We start from the raw sequence: 14,998 nt of genomic DNA, 5'->3' as shown, positions 1-14,998 counted from the left end.
GATCAGTTTATTATATTCTTCTATTGAAGAATTAATGTAGTAAGGCGATATTGGATGGTGAAAAATCAAGTTGGTAGACCTGCCGCTAAAACAAATAATCGCGCTAAATTAATGACAGTGGCATGCAAACTGTTTGTGGCTAATGACTATGATAAAGTATCAATTCGTGCGATTGCCGCGCAGGAAAATTTAGATCCCGGTCTGATCCGCTATTATTTTAAATCAAAGTTAGGCCTGTTTAACGCGATGCTTAAGGAAACCTCCGCACCTTTGCTGGCTAAGTTTAATGCCGTTGATAGTCAGCTCAACGATGCCCCCCCCTATATTGTCATGCAGACCTACTACCGGATAATGAGCCAAAATCCGGATTTTCCCAAATTAGTATACCGAATTGCTTCAATGCCGCCGACAGACGTCAATCAAGAGTTAAAGAATATCCTTAAAGATATTTTACAGCCGAAAAATTTAAATCTGTTTTCGCGTTTAAAAGATAACGGAATTTTAGAGAACAATGTTGATCCTAAGTGTGCGCATTTATCCTTTTTCAGCATGATGATATTTCCTTTTTTGATTCCCGATTTATTTAAATCAGCCATGGATATTTCTATCACCCCTGAGTTTATGGAGCATCTTGCAGAGCAGAATAACCAACTTTTACACCAGGGTATAATTACCAAAAAAACCAACAACAAGGACGATTTAAATGACCAGCAATAAAAAACGCTTTGCATTCCCAGGCATCATTTTAGGGGCTGTGGTGTTATTTGCTGCAATCGCCTTAAAACCGTCCCCAGAGTTACAAGAAAATTATGACAAAGCACGTTTAGTTGATGTCATGGTATTATCCAAAAAAAATAGCGCGCCACAGATTATAGGCTATGGCCGAGTGGCACCAAAGCATACTTGGCAGGGCATTGCAGAAGTGAAGGGTAAAATAATTTATCGCCATCCAGATCTTGAAAGCGGTCGTCTTATTCCAAAAGGCACCTTAGTACTGAAAATTGATCCTCTGGAATATCAATTAAAAATAGCGCAGGCGGAAGCCAATCTAAATTCATCAAAAGTACAATTAGGCCGGATTGATCAGGAAGAGCAGAATATCAATGCCAGTCTTAATATTGAACAACAAAAACTGACTTTGACGGCTCAGGAATACCAACGAAAATCATTACTCAAACAAAAAAAACTAATTTCCAATTCAGATCTGGAAAATGAACAAAAATTATTATTGGCACAGCGCAGTCTAGTGCAGGAATTAACCAGCAGACTGGCATTATTACCCGACGATAAAAAAGTTATTAAAGCGCAAATCAGCGTCAATCAAGCTTTATTAGCAGATACCCATCGGCAGTTGGAAAAGACACATTTCACCTTACCTTTTGATGCAAGAATTGCCGACGTTAATATCGAACAAGCACAAGCGGTGTTGATCGGTGCGGTATTATTTGAAGCCTACCAACCTGGTATAATGGAGATCAAAGCTGAACTGTCACTGCAGGATGCAAACACCCTGCGGAAGAGCATTCCAGCCCCTTTAGACGATCCGTTAGCCTCCATTGCAAAATTAAATTTTAACGCAAGTATAGAGCTATTGATTGGCGAAAGCACTCAACACTGGCCTGCAAAATTAACCCGTATTGCTGAAAAAATAAATCCAGATCAGGCGACGCTCGGTTTTTATTTAGAAGTGAAACAGAATATTAAACAGTTAGATTTAAGTAATACACTTACTAAAGGTATGTTTGTCACTGCTAAAGTGCAGGGATTTTCATCACCGCATTTTGTCATACCGGAAAAAGCATTACATGGTGATCATATTTATCTGATGGATAAGCAGAATAAACTTCAAATAAAACCGATTACCATCCTATTTCGGAATGCACAGGGTGTTGCCATTTCCGGTGAAATAAATGCCCTCGACCAATTAATTTTAAATGACCTTATTCCGGCTATTGCCGGAATGAGTCTAAAAATAAAAGAATCCGACAGTATTGATTCAAATACAGCCAGAATACAAAAAGAGAGTGTCAAGTGATCCGTTTTTTCGCGCGTCATCCAACCCTTGCAAATCTTATTATGCTCAGTTTTTTTGTATTAGGGTTAAGCAGCCTGAACTCCCTGAAACGTGAAACCTTTCCTGAATTTACGCCCCCTTATATTATTGCCACAGTTATTTATCCCGGCGCGTCCCCGGCAGAGGTTGAAGAAAGTATCTGCCTGCGTATGGAAGATGCCATTGACGGTTTAAGTAATATTGAAGAAACAATATGTGATGCTCAGGAAGGCAGCGCATCGCTCAGGATTAAACTGGGTGGAGAGATTGATATTGGTCGAAGTTTGGTGGATATTCAAACTGAAATTAATGCGATTCAAGATTTCCCAAGTCAGATTGAAGCCCCGACTGTTAAAGAATTAGATTGGGCAGAGCCAGTTATTGATATTGCCATTTCCGCGGATCTGAGTTTGCCCGACTTAAAAGCGTATGCCGAAAACGTTAAACATCGCTTGAAAGTTGATGCAGACGTCAGCTTGGTGACATTGACCGGATTCTCAGCCCACCAAATTCGCGTTGAATTGAACGAAACGGATATGCGCCGTTTAAATCTGACGGTTGCAGAAATAGCCAATAAAATCGGTCGGCAAAATATTAAGATGCCGGTAGGCACGCTCGAACTGCCTGCTAAAAATTTATTACTTCGTTTTGATGAACGTAAATTAACACCGGCAGCACTCGGTAAAATCATTATTTCGGCCAACACCGAAGGGAGTATTGTTCGCCTGAATGATGTCGCCACGATAACCGATCTTTTTGAACTTAAAGAGGCTTATACCCTTTTTAATGGCAAACCTTCCGCCATGCTTAAGGTCCAAAAAAACAAAGCCGATGATGCGCTGCGTATTAAAGCAAGAGTACAAGCTTTTGTTGAACATGAACAATTAATCGCACCCGAAGGTGTCACGCTGACCCTGACCAACGATTTTTCATCTTTACTGCAGGATCGCCTTAGCATGTTATTAAAAAATGGCTTGCAGGGTATTATTCTGGTGTTCTTTTCAATGTGGTTATTTTTCTCATTTCGTTATTCTTTTTGGGTCTCAGCCGGATTACCTGTCGCTTTTATGGGCGGACTGTTTGTTATGAGTCTGTTTGGCATCTCGATTAATGTTATGACGCTGGTCGGTTTATTAATGGCAATAGGCATTATGATGGATGATGCCATTGTAATCGCAGAATCCGTGGCGGCCCATGTTGAAAGAGGCTTTTCGGTCGATCAGGCGGTGATCAAAGGGGTTATGAAAGTAACACCTGGTGTTATTTCATCCTTTTTAACCACTATTTTTATTTTTGGCAGTCTGCTTTGGTTAGACGGACAAATGGGACAAGTACTCTCGGCAGTCCCTCTGGTGCTAATCATTGTCTTAACGATCAGTTTGATTGAAGCCTTTTTGATTCTACCTAACCACCTGAGGCATTCCCTTAATGCCAGTATAAATGACCAACCGCCGCTTAAATTTAAGCGGGTATTCTTAGAAAAATTCGAACACTTTCGCACTCACTCTTTGGTCAAACTGGTGACCCTTGTTGTTAAGTGGCGCTACGCAAGCTTAGGGTTAACTTTTGGTGTGTTGCTAATATCGGTCGCTTTACTTGCTGGCGGGATAGTAAAATTTGTCCCCTTTCCAGCGTTAGATGGCGATATTGCCGAAGCACGTATTATTTTACCGCCCGGCTCAACCCTGGAGCAGACTCAACAAACCGTTGAGCATATTATCAGTGCCGCAAAATTAGTCGGTAATCAGTATACACAAGAAAAAAATGAACCTTCTCCATTAGTCCGGGATATCACCGCACAATATAATGTTAATGCCGATGCGGGTGAAAAAGGCCCACATCTGGCAACGGTACGCTTGGACTTGCTCTCGGCGGAAATTCGTCATTCATTAATTGAGGAGTTTATTAAAGACTGGCGTTTAAATACTGCAGAACTGGCTGATCCCATCTCCATTGTATTTAAACAACCTGCCATGGGACCGGCAGGTCGTGATATTGAATTACGGCTGCAACATAATGATTTAAAGACACTTAAAACAGCATCGGTGGAACTGCAAACCTATTTACATCAATTTTCCGGGGTTAACAACATTCTGGATGACATGCGTCCGGGTAAAGAAGAAATTCTAATTAAACTTAAAGATGGAGCTGAAAATTACGGGTTAGACGGTAAAACAATTGCCGATCAACTGCGCGCGGCTTATTTTGGGCAAACAGCAGATGAAATTCAGGCTGGCTCGGAAAATATTAAAATTCAAGTTCGCTTAAATAAAGACCAGGCAGCAAATATACAAGCACTGCGTAATTTCCCCATTATGCTTGCAGACGGTAAATATTTACCCCTTAACGCAGTTGCAACCTTTGACTATGAACGTTCCTTTGTGAGAATTCAACGAATTGACAGCCAGAGAACAATCACCGTCATGGCCGACGTGGACAATAGCAAAGCCAATGGCTCAGAAATAATGAATAAAGTACAAAGTGTCTTTATTCCTGAACTGCAACTGAAATATCCGGGTTTAGGTGTGAATCTCGAAGGTGCCAGCAAAGAGTCGACTAAAACGGCGAATTCGTTTATAAAAGGTTTTTCTATTGGCCTGTTTGGTTTGTTTGCCATTTTAAGCTTTCAATTTAGAAGCTATCTGGAGCCCTTCGTGGTCATGTTGGCGATTCCATTGGCATTAATTGGCGTTTTTTGGGGACATTGGTTAACCGGGCATAACCTCTCAATGCCTTCTATATTAGGGTTTGTTTCACTCGCCGGTATTGTAGTTAACGATTCCATTTTATTGGTCCAATATATCCGCCACCATATTGATATTGGTGAAAACATTTATGAATCCGTTGTGAAAGCCAGTCGCGACCGGTTCCGGGCTGTTTTTTTAACCTCTCTAACCACCGCCGCAGGTTTATTACCCCTATTGCTGGAAACCAGTTTACAGGCACAAGTTGTTAAACCCATTGTAATTTCGATTGTCTTTGGTATTTTTGCCTCGACCTTGCTGGTACTCTTTATTATTCCAAGTGCTTATGCGGTGCTTGCTGATTTTGGTTTAGTACACAAACATCAAGAGTTGGAAGAAACAATAAAAAAACCTGAATAGTTTTCCCGGCATAAATAATATCCGCCACCATATTGATATCGGTGAAAACATTTATGAATCCGTTGTGAAAGCCAGTCGCGACCGGTTCCGGGCTGTCTTTTTAACCTCTCTGACAACCGCCGCAGGTTTATTACCCCTATTGCTGGAAACCAGTTTACAGGCACAAGTTGTTAAACCCATTGTAATTTCGATTGTCTTTGGTATTTTTGCCTCGACCTTGCTGGTACTCTTTATTATTCCAAGTGCTTATGCGGTACTTACTGATTTTGGTTTAATACACAAACATCAAGAGTTGGAAGAAACAGTCATGGAAGAAAAACAACAATCCCTTAAATAGTAAATAAAAAACCTTGAATAGTTTTTCCCGGCATAAATATTTTGTTACACAGATCAACAAAACAATGCAAACCGGGAAAGTCTGAGATAGGTGGTGCTATGCTGTATTAAATTCATTATTTTTTGTAAGGATAAATCAATATGTTAAATGAGAACCATGCAATGATTATCGACTTTCCAGAGTTAAAAAGAGACATTGTACAGTTGACCCACCACGATCCGTTATTTAAGCAAAAATCACAGCAATATCACGAGCTGGATTATAAAATTCGCCAACTGGAATTGTTAGGGACGCCAACAGATGATCAGCATACGCATCAACTCAAACTAGAGAGGGCGACATTAAAAGATTTATTGTATCAGCAATTAACATCACATCATCGCAGAGAGGGGTAATAATCGCTCCTGTTAAAAATTAAGCTTCTGTGATTACAAAGTGACAGGTCTAAGGCATAAATGCTCGATACCTTTTCCTTTGTTTTGATCCTGATTATCCTCCTCTCTCTAACTGACACTCATATAAGATCCTAATACCAATTCGCATCAGTAATAAGGATCTAAAATTGCATTGGAAAAACAGATCACCTAATAAGTAAATAACTTGTTTAGTTTGCCAATATCTCATTGACTTGCGCTATCGCGCCAGCATGATCCTTATAATCTAGGGCGATGGGATAATAATCACCTTGGTGCAGCAAAACCATTGAAGGGAAACCCTGAATAGGTAGACTTCGTGCGAATGCTAACTGTTGCTTAAATTCACTCTCTAATTTTTCCGAGCTTAAATCATCACTGAACTGCTTAATATTCAAGCCCAGTTCTTTCGCTAAAATAAGATGTGTATCAATATTAGACGGATTCATTGACCTTAAATAATACGCTTTTTGCAAGGCAACATTCATCGCCTCCATCGCATTTTGCCAACTCGCAGCTAATACGGCGCGGCAAGCAGGATAGGTCGAACGTCTGGGAATATTTGTCGACCAAAAATCGAAGTTAAACTCTGTTCCGATGAGATGGTTAATTTTCTTCCAATAACCACAAATGGCCTGCTGCTGCTCGATGGGCATAGGCACGTTACTGTCGGCTGCCAGCCCTCCTAAAACATATTGAACGGGTAATAACTTCGAGAGATGCGCCTCTAATTTTTGCCACTCAGGCAGGTGTGCCCAACACCAACTGCACATAGGATCATGCACATAATAGAAACAGCTTTTACGGCTCGTCATAATGGGGTCTCCTTAAGGAAATAATACAGTATATTAATACTGCGTACACATTGATAAACAACCACAATCATAACTGAATAATCATTAAACGTAAAAAACGCCTTTAATGATCACGAAGTAATTAATCACTATTGTAAAATCAACCTATTATTTCCCCATTTACACCATTAAAAATTTTTAATAAAAACCAGAAATGCTACGGTGAATCTCCATAAAACCAATAATCATCATAAAATTAAATACGAAAAATAGGCTTACAGCACAACTTAGTACATGAACTACTAATGTATATGGCTCCTACATTGAATCAAAGGATCAAGTCACCTAATGTATTCAGATAACATACAGGCTCTGATCATACTCCTGCCAAACAATTTCCTATTGTTCAGATCCCTTCAATCCATGAACATAGCCCGATTTTATATAGAACCAGAAGATCTTAGTCAGTTCGTGAAAAAATACTACCCTGAGTACTTTTTAGTTATTCAGTGATTTCATGTTTTTCTGTTAGTTCCTTCAACTGCACTTGGCCTTTATTTTTGCTTTTGATGGTGATTTCATGTTTTTCAGTTATTTCTTTCAACTTTAATGAACGAACACGCTTTATCTGCCCGTCCTCAAGTTTTATATCAAGGAGTTCACCACAAACCCAGCACTTAACAGGCCCCTCATAATATTGGTAGGAATCGCTTAGATCAAATTGATGTCCGCAGGATATGCAGTTAATTTTAATTGTCATTTTAGTCTCCCTTTTCAAAACGCATTATCTAATCCCGTCGACAACTCAGTCAGAAATACGTTATAAATATGCAGTGAATAGAGTGTAAGACAGAAATCTTAAATTGCTTAAAAAACATGAAGTTTACTTTAATAACGGAGTTTAAATCCTTTCTTATAAGTAACTGACTCATTGGAAATTGAGTTCTCCTTATTTGTACGCTCTTCTATCACTTTCAGGCTCTGGCACAGAAAATCGATGTCAGCATCAATAGCCATCAAACGGTAATTAATATTTCTTACTCGTTCAAGCGCACTATTTTTTTCTTTTTGGCGTCGGAGTTTTTCCATCTCCAATACCCCGCGCTTTAGGTACATCTGATAAGCTTCTTGCCCAGATGTACCACATCCACTTAGAGTACGGATATCGGCAAGCCCCCTAAGAGCATTTTTTTTCTTCGAAAAAATCATGGTACATCACCTTTTTTATTGTGTTTATTTTACAACTTTAGGCACTAACGCGCTCTTAGCGGCAGGACAGAATTTACCAATTAGCACTTCCAGCTGTTTATCCAAAAAAGATCGGTTAGAAGGAGATATTTTCTGGATATACATGCACAGAACATCATGGCAGACACGATGAAAGAACACATTGTCGCGAAAGGCATGTTCCCCCTTCTGGATCAAAACGCGAGAAATGGCAATCGATGCACGAACCGTCGGCATCGATTTCTGGCCACTCGATAATGATTTATGATTACTTAACTCACGAAATTCATTAACAATATCGACGATAAATCCGGCCTCTTCATTGCTAATACCCGATTTTGCCACAGCAACGCGCACTTCAGTGTCTCTATCGGGGTAATTCAGCATAATAGTGATCATGCGATCAACTAGCGCATCCTGAGTGGCATGAGTGCCTGCGTACTCTTGCGGATTTGAGGTGAAAATCGCCCGAAAACTCGGATGAACTTCGAGATAGCCATCCCCCATACTACGCAAGCTCGGGAGGTTCAATATCCCCTCTTCCAGAATACTCAGCAGTACGTTATTAGCTTCCGGTGTCGAACGGTTAAATTCATCATAGACTAGGGTATCACCGTTACGACAACAAGTAGTCAGACGGTTATCGACCCATAGGCTCTTCAATTCTTCCTCCTCTTTCATCACCGAGTGGACATAATTATCCACCAATCGATGTCTGCGATAACCAGACTCCTTACCGATTAAGTCAGAACTGCCAAATTCATGATTGCCATGAATCAAGGTAACCGGCCGTTTCCGCAGTGCCGCGATATGGAATGCCAGAGTGGTCTTTCCCGTCCCTGCTGGACCAGCAAAATGGACGGGATACCCCGCATCTAAGTAGAGCAGAGCGCGTTCCGTTACCTCTTGGATATAAGGTGTTTGAACGAACTCTGCACTAGCCTCAGGATAAATATTATCATTCTCAGGCTGCTCAATTTTAATGGTCGATATATTCAGATTGTTGATGCTCATATCTTTATACTCGCTATTATTATTTTTATAATCTATAAGCAGGCATTACTCTGCCTAGATAAACACTCTTTATTCATGGTCTCCATTGGCACTATATTTTCTACTCTTTCTAGCCTTTCTAGTCTTTTTAGTATTGCTGTTTAGGGTAGTTTTAGCTTCTGACTGATTATTATTAGCCACTGGCTTTTTTACTTGATCATCGATTGTGGTTTCTGAAGTTACCGTCTCAGCCTTTAACAGTCCTGCTTTGATCTTTGGCGCAACGACTTCTTCCATCATATTGCCAGCTAAAATCAACCGTTCCTGTGTATCCTGACTGGCTATCTCAATTCGGGTCTGATTATTAATGAGTGTTTGCCTGAACTCTTTTAGCATCTCTTCTATCGCTTTAGCATTAGCGCTGACAAGCTCTGCTCGTTCGGCAGCCGATATTTCTGCCATATGCTGCCGAGATGTATAAAACTGATCCAGCAAATCCCTGACTTTTTGTGTCATATTGTTAGCAAAAATCAACCGTTGCTGTGTATCCTGACTGGCCGTCTTAATTCGTGTCTGATTGACATTAATGAGTGTTTTCTTAAACTCTTTGAGCATCTTTTTTATCGCTTTAGTGTTAGCACTGACAAGCTCTGCTCGTTCGGCAGCCGATATTTCTGCCATCTGCTGCCGGGATGTATAAAACTGATCCAGCAAATCCCTGACTTTTTGTGTCATATCGCTCGCAAAAGTCAACCGTTGCTGTGTATCCTGGCTGGCCATCTCAATTCGTATTTGATTGATATTAATTCGTGTTTTATTGAACTCTTTAAGCATCTCTTCTATCGCTTTCGTGTTAGCGCTGACAAGCTCTGCTCGTTTGGCAGTCGATATTTCTGCCATCTGCTGCCGGGATGCATAAAACTGATCCAGCAAATCTCTGACTTTTTGTGTCATATTGCTCGCAAAAGTCAACCGTTGCTGTGTATCCTGACTGGCCGTCTCGATTCGTATTTGATTAACATTAATCCGTTTTTGATTGAAGCTTTTAAGCATTTCTTCTATCGCTTTGGCGTTAGTGTCGATAAGCTCAGCTCGTTTGGCAGCCGATATTTCCGCCATCTGCTGCTGCGAGGTATAAAACTGATCCAGCAAATCCCTGACTTTTTGTGTCATATTGCTCGAAAAAGTCAACCGTTGCTGTGTATCCTGACTGGCCGTCTCGATTCGTCTTTGATTGATATTAATTCGTCTTTGATTGAACTCTTTGAGCATTTTTTTTATTGCTTTAGCGTTAGTGTTGACCCGCTCTACTCGCTCGGCTGCACTGTGGTTGCCCGTTGCCATGCGCATTTGATGAAAGTCACCGAGTAGCGCGGCAACCTCAGGTTCTAATCTACCTATGTACTCGTTTTGGGGGCGATCTCTCTTCTCTAAAAAATTCATCGTGCATCTCCCGGTTTTCACGACTCGTCAATGATAGCCGTAATAGTCATAAAGGGCTGAAGTGAATTCTTCAGCCCCAAATGAATCTTAAAATAAAGCCTTTTCAAAAAAGATTAATCGATAAAAAGGCAGCTCACGATATTACTATCATGCGGGTGTAGCAGCGCTCGCTGTTAGACCAATAGCTTCGGCATATTTCAGATAAGTTTCAACTGAAGCGATAACAACACGCGCTTCTATTGATAGTAGCTCAATACCTACTAAAGATACTTTCACGAATGCGTCGATCACAATTCCTTTCTCTAGAATACGATCTACCACTTCTGCTAAGCCTGATGAATCGGTTGATTTTTGTACATTAGCCATTTTAATACTCCTTTTTTTGGATGATTTTAAATAACCAGTCACAAATATTATGTGACCTTCTCTCTATACACGTACACATTTTTAAAACTTTTTATTAACCCGCTTCGACTGTTTCGGTAGCCGTTACTCATTAATACATTAACTCTTGCATTAACTATTATTGTGATGCATCAACTATGCCAACAGTGATTACCATCGACAATAAAATCCAAGCTAATGTTTTAATTCTGAATTTATCAAAAGTATAAAAAATGTACGAATGAGTAACAACGGGTTTAGGGAGGGGATGTATGGCGTTGACACCATACTCTGGAATTTCCACCCTACTTCAAATGCGAAATGAGATCATCACTTGAATCTAAAATCATTCTTCTGGGTATATTGGTGGGTATAACTGTCGTATTATTTTATCTGAAATTTGGCAAACCTTCTAAGGCGGCAATAATATGACTATTAGTAAATGGCTTGGCAATGAACTTTAAAATAAGATTGCTTTCAATCGCCTGAATAATGGCAGGATCGTCAGAATAATAATAACCGGAGACCATAATAATCGGCATTTCTAGTTTAATACTTCGCAACTTACGCGCCAGCACTAAACCTTCGATATCGGGTAATTTAGCATCCATAAAAATCAATCTAAAATCCTGTTCTTTCACTGCATTCAATGCCTCATCGCCAGTTTGGACACTGACTACAGTGTAACCCTGACTCCGCAATATATGTTCCATAACCCAAGCGATGCCGGGCTCATCATCTACAATGAGGCAGTCAATGGTAAGCCGTGATGACGATTTCATAATATTGGTAGCAATACTGTGAAAGTGCTTCCCTTACCCACCATGCTATCCACGCTAATACTCCCCCTATGTTGTTTAACAATCGAATAACAGAGAGAGAGTCCGAGTCCAACTCCTTTTCCTGCCGGGGAGGAAGTATGAAAAGGATCGAAGATATTATCCAGTGCGCCTTCCAAGATCCCTGTCCCCGTGTCCCTGATACAAACTAGCGCTTCATCGCCTTGCTGTTCCAGGATAATGCCTAGCTCACCACCCTCGGGCATCGCATTAATCGCATTCAGGAAAAAATTCATAAAGACTTGCTGTAGCAGAGTAAATATTCCAGACACCAAACTGCATTTTCCAATAGGTAGATAGACTATTTCAATTTTATATACCTTGGCTTGGTTTGCGATTAACATAATCGTTTCGCATAGCACAGTATCCAGATCCATCGGCACCATATTTTGCTCACAGGAAGGTCTGGAAAAGCGCAACAGATTTTCAATGATGCAGGAAGCCTTCTCAAGACTGACTTGGATTTTCTTCGCACATTCGGTTCTGAATTCAAGTGGAAGCCCCTCTTCCATCAGAAATTGCGCCGCCGAGGAACAAACTGCAAGGGGGTTACGAATTTCGTGGGCGATACCGCCAGCCATTACCCCGAGTGCGGCTAGTTTTTGTGACTGCCGCAACTCGACCTCTAACTTGCGTTGTTCGGTCAGATCCCGCCCGACAGCAACAATGCCTACGGTTTTGGCATCGTCATCTTTCATTGGCGAGAAAATCCAGGCAACGGAGATTTCAATACCTTTCTTAGAGATCAACTCCCACTCGGCGTTCAGGGAGCAAACATTAATACATATATTGATAAAAAACGTCTTGATTTCTAAATGCTCAGAGGCTTTGAAAAACTCGAAAAAGAACTTTCCTTGAACCTTTAGAAACGTAAATCCTGAGAGTTTTTCTGCCGCCGAGTTCCAAGTTAAGATACGCCCTTCAGTATCTAAAGACAGCATCAAGTCGCTAGCGCTTTCCACAATGCTACCGAGGTGACTTTCCACACGACGCATATCTTCACTGAGGCGGATCTGATCGGTAATATCTTCCATCAGCAACATGACTTGTTCACACTGCTCGCTGGATTCTATAGGCAAAATACGATAATAATAAGTTTTAAACGGCACGCCGGGGGCCCGATAGGTCATACGTTGTCCTACGGAAGCTTTGTGAGTATTGAACACTTCTTGGATCTGTTGCTTGATATCCATTCGTTCTAGAATAACTATCGGGAAGACTTCCCTAAGCCGGCAACCTATTGTAGCTGAAAGAGTGCGCTGACTTCGAGTGAGGAAATTACGATTAGCCGAGGTAATACGGAAATTGCTGTCAATCAATAATACGGAGGAAGGAGTGGCATTAAGCAGCATATCGTAGAGCTGCTGGTATTGTAGATTGTCTCCCATTTTCTCCGACACAGACTGTTTCAAAACGGATCCATTGGTCGCATGGAGGTTTAAATTATCATGATCAGTCATAAAATATCTCCCAGTAGCGTATCCATAGTTGTTTTCTCTTTATGAAAAAAGTAATAGAGGGCCATGGGCCGCTTAAAAATAGGTAACCTACATCGACTTCCATCACTTCATGCAAGGCTCCATTTAAGCCGTTAATTTCACTGTTTTTTGAATTATTTTTTTTCTTCATCTTTATATCTTTACTGTTTATAATTCATAATACTTTACTTTGTTAAGTAGCGTTTTATAATCTATTTTCAGGATACGTGCTGCTTCAGCCTTGTTACCATTGGTTTGACTCAGTACCTGCGTTAAGGTCTTCTTTTCTACTCTCTCGCTGCAATCACGAACTATTTCCTTCAAAGGTGGGGAAGATGCGGTTGTAAAATTGATACCATTTAGCTGACCAGATTCATTCCTCTTGCTGCTTTTATTTATAATGGCAAGATGCTCTTCCCTAATTTCGGTTTGCGCCAAGAGAACCGCACGGCGGATCACCGCACGCAATTCGCGCACATTTCCTCGCCATTCATAGGTCTGCATTTTGTTAATCGCGCCTATCGAAAGAGTCACGTTTTTGCCAAGCTCTCGGTTAGTCTCGTTCATAAATCGCTTAGCAAGATAAATCTGATCTTCCTTTCGTTCAGACAACAGCGGTACTTTTATAGTGAATTCATTGAATCGGTAATAGAGGTCTTCTCGAAAAGTTCCATCAGCCACCTTAGCTTCTAAATTTTCATGGCTAGCCACTATAAGGCGCACATCAATTTTAATAGGCTGGTTTGACCCTACCGGAAAAATAATTTTTTCCTGCATAACTCGCAGAATTTTAGCCTGAGAAGTCAGTGGCATATTGGCAATTTCATCCAGAAACAAGGTGCCACCTCGAGCAGCTTCGAACTTGCCTTGCTTTGCTCGGTACGCACCCGTAAAAGCGCCCTTTTCGTGGCCAAAAAGTTCACTCTCCAATAGCATTTCCGGGATCGCGCCACAATCCACCGGCACAAAGGGACCCGAAGCGTATGGACTCTGAGCATGGATAGCTTGGGCCACCACCTCTTTACCGACGCCAGTGGCACCTTGAATAATAACATTGAAATTGGATTGCGCGACCAGCTTAACCTGAGCGGCCAAGGTGTGAATAATAGCACTGGGTCCCATCACAGTAACAATATCATGAACACCCCCCTCAATTGGCTGCTCATCAATTTTATAACAGTGATGCTGAAGAAGGATTCTGTGAACCAGCATCACCACTTTACTGTTATCAAAAGGTTTGGGTAAGTAATCATCAGCCCCCGCCTTGATTGATTCGACAGCCCCGTTAATACCAGCATAGGCGGTGAGTATCACAACGGGTAGATCCTGTTTGATCAGCTTTACCTGCTTTAGTAACTCGAAGCCATCCATACGGGGCATTCGTAAATCAGTTAGTATAATATCGGGTGCCCGGTTACGTGTTAGGTCGAGAGCAGCCATACCATCATGAACAATTTGTACAACATACCCTTCCCGTTTCATCAAATAGGACAGCAATGAACAGATATCTGGATCATCGTCAACAATCAGAACAGTTGGGGCATCTTTGAAATTTCCCTTAAATTCAGCATTCACTTATAAAATCCCTTATGAAATAGCCTAATTGAGTCAAAACTACAAACTTTCTCTAGTCCATTCAGACAAGGTAGCATTCCATTCCGAATCTAGGTTTCGGGGATTCGCTAACCTTAACTGAACTAAGTAATTTAACCTTTAATCTTTTACCTATTTATCTCGGCACACCTGATGTCCCACTTTTTACGAAAACCACCAGCACTGTATGCTATAAAACCTTAACTACATGATATTAATAAGTATTATATTTTCATTATTTTTAATTGAGGTTAACTCAGTCTTTTCAGTGAGAAAACGCGAGTGTCTTCGGACTTTATATAAGCGTCTTTACTCTGTGTAGCCCGCAGCGCCTCTGTGT

15 protein-coding genes are annotated in these 14,998 nt (G+C 40.9%); 5 read left to right on the top strand and 10 right to left on the bottom strand.

Annotation, left to right across the window (positions count from 1 at the left end; translation table 11 throughout):
- The first annotated feature begins 54 nt into the window (after positions 1–54).
- From PING_RS09190 to PING_RS09170, 5 genes are all read left to right on the top strand, one after another.
- Positions 55–717 carry a TetR/AcrR family transcriptional regulator gene (locus PING_RS09190; RefSeq protein WP_011770101.1) on the top strand — a complete coding sequence of 221 codons (663 nt, stop codon included), beginning with the start codon at positions 55–57 and terminating at the stop codon, positions 715–717.
- A complete protein-coding gene (locus PING_RS09185; protein WP_011770100.1) occupies positions 704–2,035 on the top strand; it encodes an efflux RND transporter periplasmic adaptor subunit in 1,332 nt (443 codons plus the stop codon). The genes PING_RS09190 and PING_RS09185 overlap by 14 nt, the downstream gene beginning before the upstream one ends.
- The gene (locus PING_RS09180) at positions 2,032–5,157 is read left to right on the top strand and encodes an efflux RND transporter permease subunit (protein ID WP_011770099.1); all 3,126 of its coding nucleotides are present in this window, start codon (positions 2,032–2,034) and stop codon (positions 5,155–5,157) included. Before PING_RS09185 ends, PING_RS09180 begins: the two co-directional genes overlap by 4 nt.
- Positions 5,150–5,494: an efflux RND transporter permease subunit gene (locus PING_RS09175; RefSeq protein ID WP_157035340.1), complete on the top strand. Its 345-nt coding sequence runs from the start codon at positions 5,150–5,152 to the stop codon at positions 5,492–5,494. Before PING_RS09180 ends, PING_RS09175 begins: the two co-directional genes overlap by 8 nt.
- A 140-nt stretch (positions 5,495–5,634) precedes the next feature.
- Positions 5,635–5,889 (top strand): YdcH family protein, encoded by a 255-nt coding sequence (locus PING_RS09170; RefSeq protein ID WP_011770098.1) that lies wholly within the window; start codon positions 5,635–5,637, stop codon positions 5,887–5,889.
- A gap of 209 nt (positions 5,890–6,098) precedes the next feature.
- Here PING_RS09170 and PING_RS09165 read toward each other — a convergent pair whose 3' ends face one another.
- The 10 genes from PING_RS09165 to PING_RS09125 all read right to left on the bottom strand — a co-directional run bounded on the left by PING_RS09165 (position 6,099) and on the right by PING_RS09125 (position 14,640).
- Positions 6,099–6,722: a DsbA family protein gene (locus PING_RS09165; RefSeq protein ID WP_011770097.1), complete on the bottom strand. Its 624-nt coding sequence runs from the start codon at positions 6,720–6,722 to the stop codon at positions 6,099–6,101.
- Positions 6,723–7,203: 481 nt separating this feature from the next.
- Positions 7,204–7,461: a hypothetical protein gene (locus tag PING_RS09160; RefSeq protein WP_041766295.1), complete on the bottom strand. Its 258-nt coding sequence runs from the start codon at positions 7,459–7,461 to the stop codon at positions 7,204–7,206.
- 128 nt (positions 7,462–7,589) lie between these two features.
- Entirely contained in the window at positions 7,590–7,910 is a 321-nt protein-coding gene (locus tag PING_RS09155; protein ID WP_011770095.1) for a hypothetical protein, read from the bottom strand.
- Positions 7,911–7,934: 24 nt separating this feature from the next.
- The gene (gene gvpN / locus PING_RS09150; RefSeq protein WP_011770094.1) at positions 7,935–8,942 is read right to left on the bottom strand and encodes a gas vesicle protein GvpN; all 1,008 of its coding nucleotides are present in this window, start codon (positions 8,940–8,942) and stop codon (positions 7,935–7,937) included.
- A 69-nt stretch (positions 8,943–9,011) separates the two neighbouring features.
- On the bottom strand, positions 9,012–10,364 hold the full coding sequence (locus PING_RS09145) for a hypothetical protein (RefSeq protein WP_011770093.1): 1,353 nt from the start codon (positions 10,362–10,364) through the stop codon (positions 9,012–9,014).
- A 147-nt stretch (positions 10,365–10,511) separates the two neighbouring features.
- Entirely contained in the window at positions 10,512–10,730 is a 219-nt protein-coding gene (gene gvpA, locus PING_RS09140) for a gas vesicle structural protein GvpA (protein WP_011770092.1), read from the bottom strand.
- Positions 10,731–11,137: 407 nt separating this feature from the next.
- Entirely contained in the window at positions 11,138–11,530 is a 393-nt protein-coding gene (locus PING_RS09135) for a response regulator (RefSeq protein ID WP_011770091.1), read from the bottom strand.
- Entirely contained in the window at positions 11,527–13,047 is a 1,521-nt protein-coding gene (locus tag PING_RS09130) for an ATP-binding protein (RefSeq protein WP_011770090.1), read from the bottom strand. Before PING_RS09130 ends, PING_RS09135 begins: the two co-directional genes overlap by 4 nt.
- Positions 13,040–13,216 carry a hypothetical protein gene (locus PING_RS20580; RefSeq protein WP_157035339.1) on the bottom strand — a complete coding sequence of 59 codons (177 nt, stop codon included), beginning with the start codon at positions 13,214–13,216 and terminating at the stop codon, positions 13,040–13,042. The genes PING_RS09130 and PING_RS20580 overlap by 8 nt, the downstream gene beginning before the upstream one ends.
- 17 nt (positions 13,217–13,233) lie before the next feature.
- On the bottom strand, positions 13,234–14,640 hold the full coding sequence (locus PING_RS09125) for a sigma-54-dependent transcriptional regulator (protein ID WP_011770089.1): 1,407 nt from the start codon (positions 14,638–14,640) through the stop codon (positions 13,234–13,236).
- Between the last annotated feature and the right edge of the window lie 358 nt (positions 14,641–14,998).

The organism is Psychromonas ingrahamii 37 (assembly GCF_000015285.1).
Classification (GTDB): Bacteria; Pseudomonadota; Gammaproteobacteria; order Enterobacterales; family Psychromonadaceae; genus Psychromonas; species Psychromonas ingrahamii.
The sequence above is the reverse complement of the archived record's forward strand: the minus strand, read 5'-3'. Positions and strand labels throughout refer to the sequence as shown.

Excerpts from the sequence above, each read along its gene's own strand:
- PING_RS09190 (WP_011770101.1), top strand. The coding sequence starts at position 55 with ATGGTGAAAAATCAAGTTGGTAGACCTGCCGCTAAAACAAATAATCGC.
- PING_RS09185 (WP_011770100.1), top strand. The coding sequence starts at position 704 with ATGACCAGCAATAAAAAACGCTTTGCATTCCCAGGCATCATTTTAGGG.
- PING_RS09170 (WP_011770098.1), top strand. The coding sequence starts at position 5,635 with ATGTTAAATGAGAACCATGCAATGATTATCGACTTTCCAGAGTTAAAA.
- PING_RS09165 (WP_011770097.1), bottom strand. The coding sequence starts at position 6,722 with ATGACGAGCCGTAAAAGCTGTTTCTATTATGTGCATGATCCTATGTGC.
- PING_RS09160 (WP_041766295.1), bottom strand. The coding sequence starts at position 7,461 with ATGACAATTAAAATTAACTGCATATCCTGCGGACATCAATTTGATCTA.
- PING_RS09155 (WP_011770095.1), bottom strand. The coding sequence starts at position 7,910 with ATGATTTTTTCGAAGAAAAAAAATGCTCTTAGGGGGCTTGCCGATATC.
- gvpN (WP_011770094.1), bottom strand. The coding sequence starts at position 8,942 with ATGAGCATCAACAATCTGAATATATCGACCATTAAAATTGAGCAGCCT.
- PING_RS09145 (WP_011770093.1), bottom strand. The coding sequence starts at position 10,364 with ATGAATTTTTTAGAGAAGAGAGATCGCCCCCAAAACGAGTACATAGGT.
- gvpA (WP_011770092.1), bottom strand. The coding sequence starts at position 10,730 with ATGGCTAATGTACAAAAATCAACCGATTCATCAGGCTTAGCAGAAGTG.
- PING_RS09135 (WP_011770091.1), bottom strand. The coding sequence starts at position 11,530 with ATGAAATCGTCATCACGGCTTACCATTGACTGCCTCATTGTAGATGAT.
- PING_RS09130 (WP_011770090.1), bottom strand. The coding sequence starts at position 13,047 with ATGACTGATCATGATAATTTAAACCTCCATGCGACCAATGGATCCGTT.
- PING_RS20580 (WP_157035339.1), bottom strand. The coding sequence starts at position 13,216 with ATGAAGAAAAAAAATAATTCAAAAAACAGTGAAATTAACGGCTTAAAT.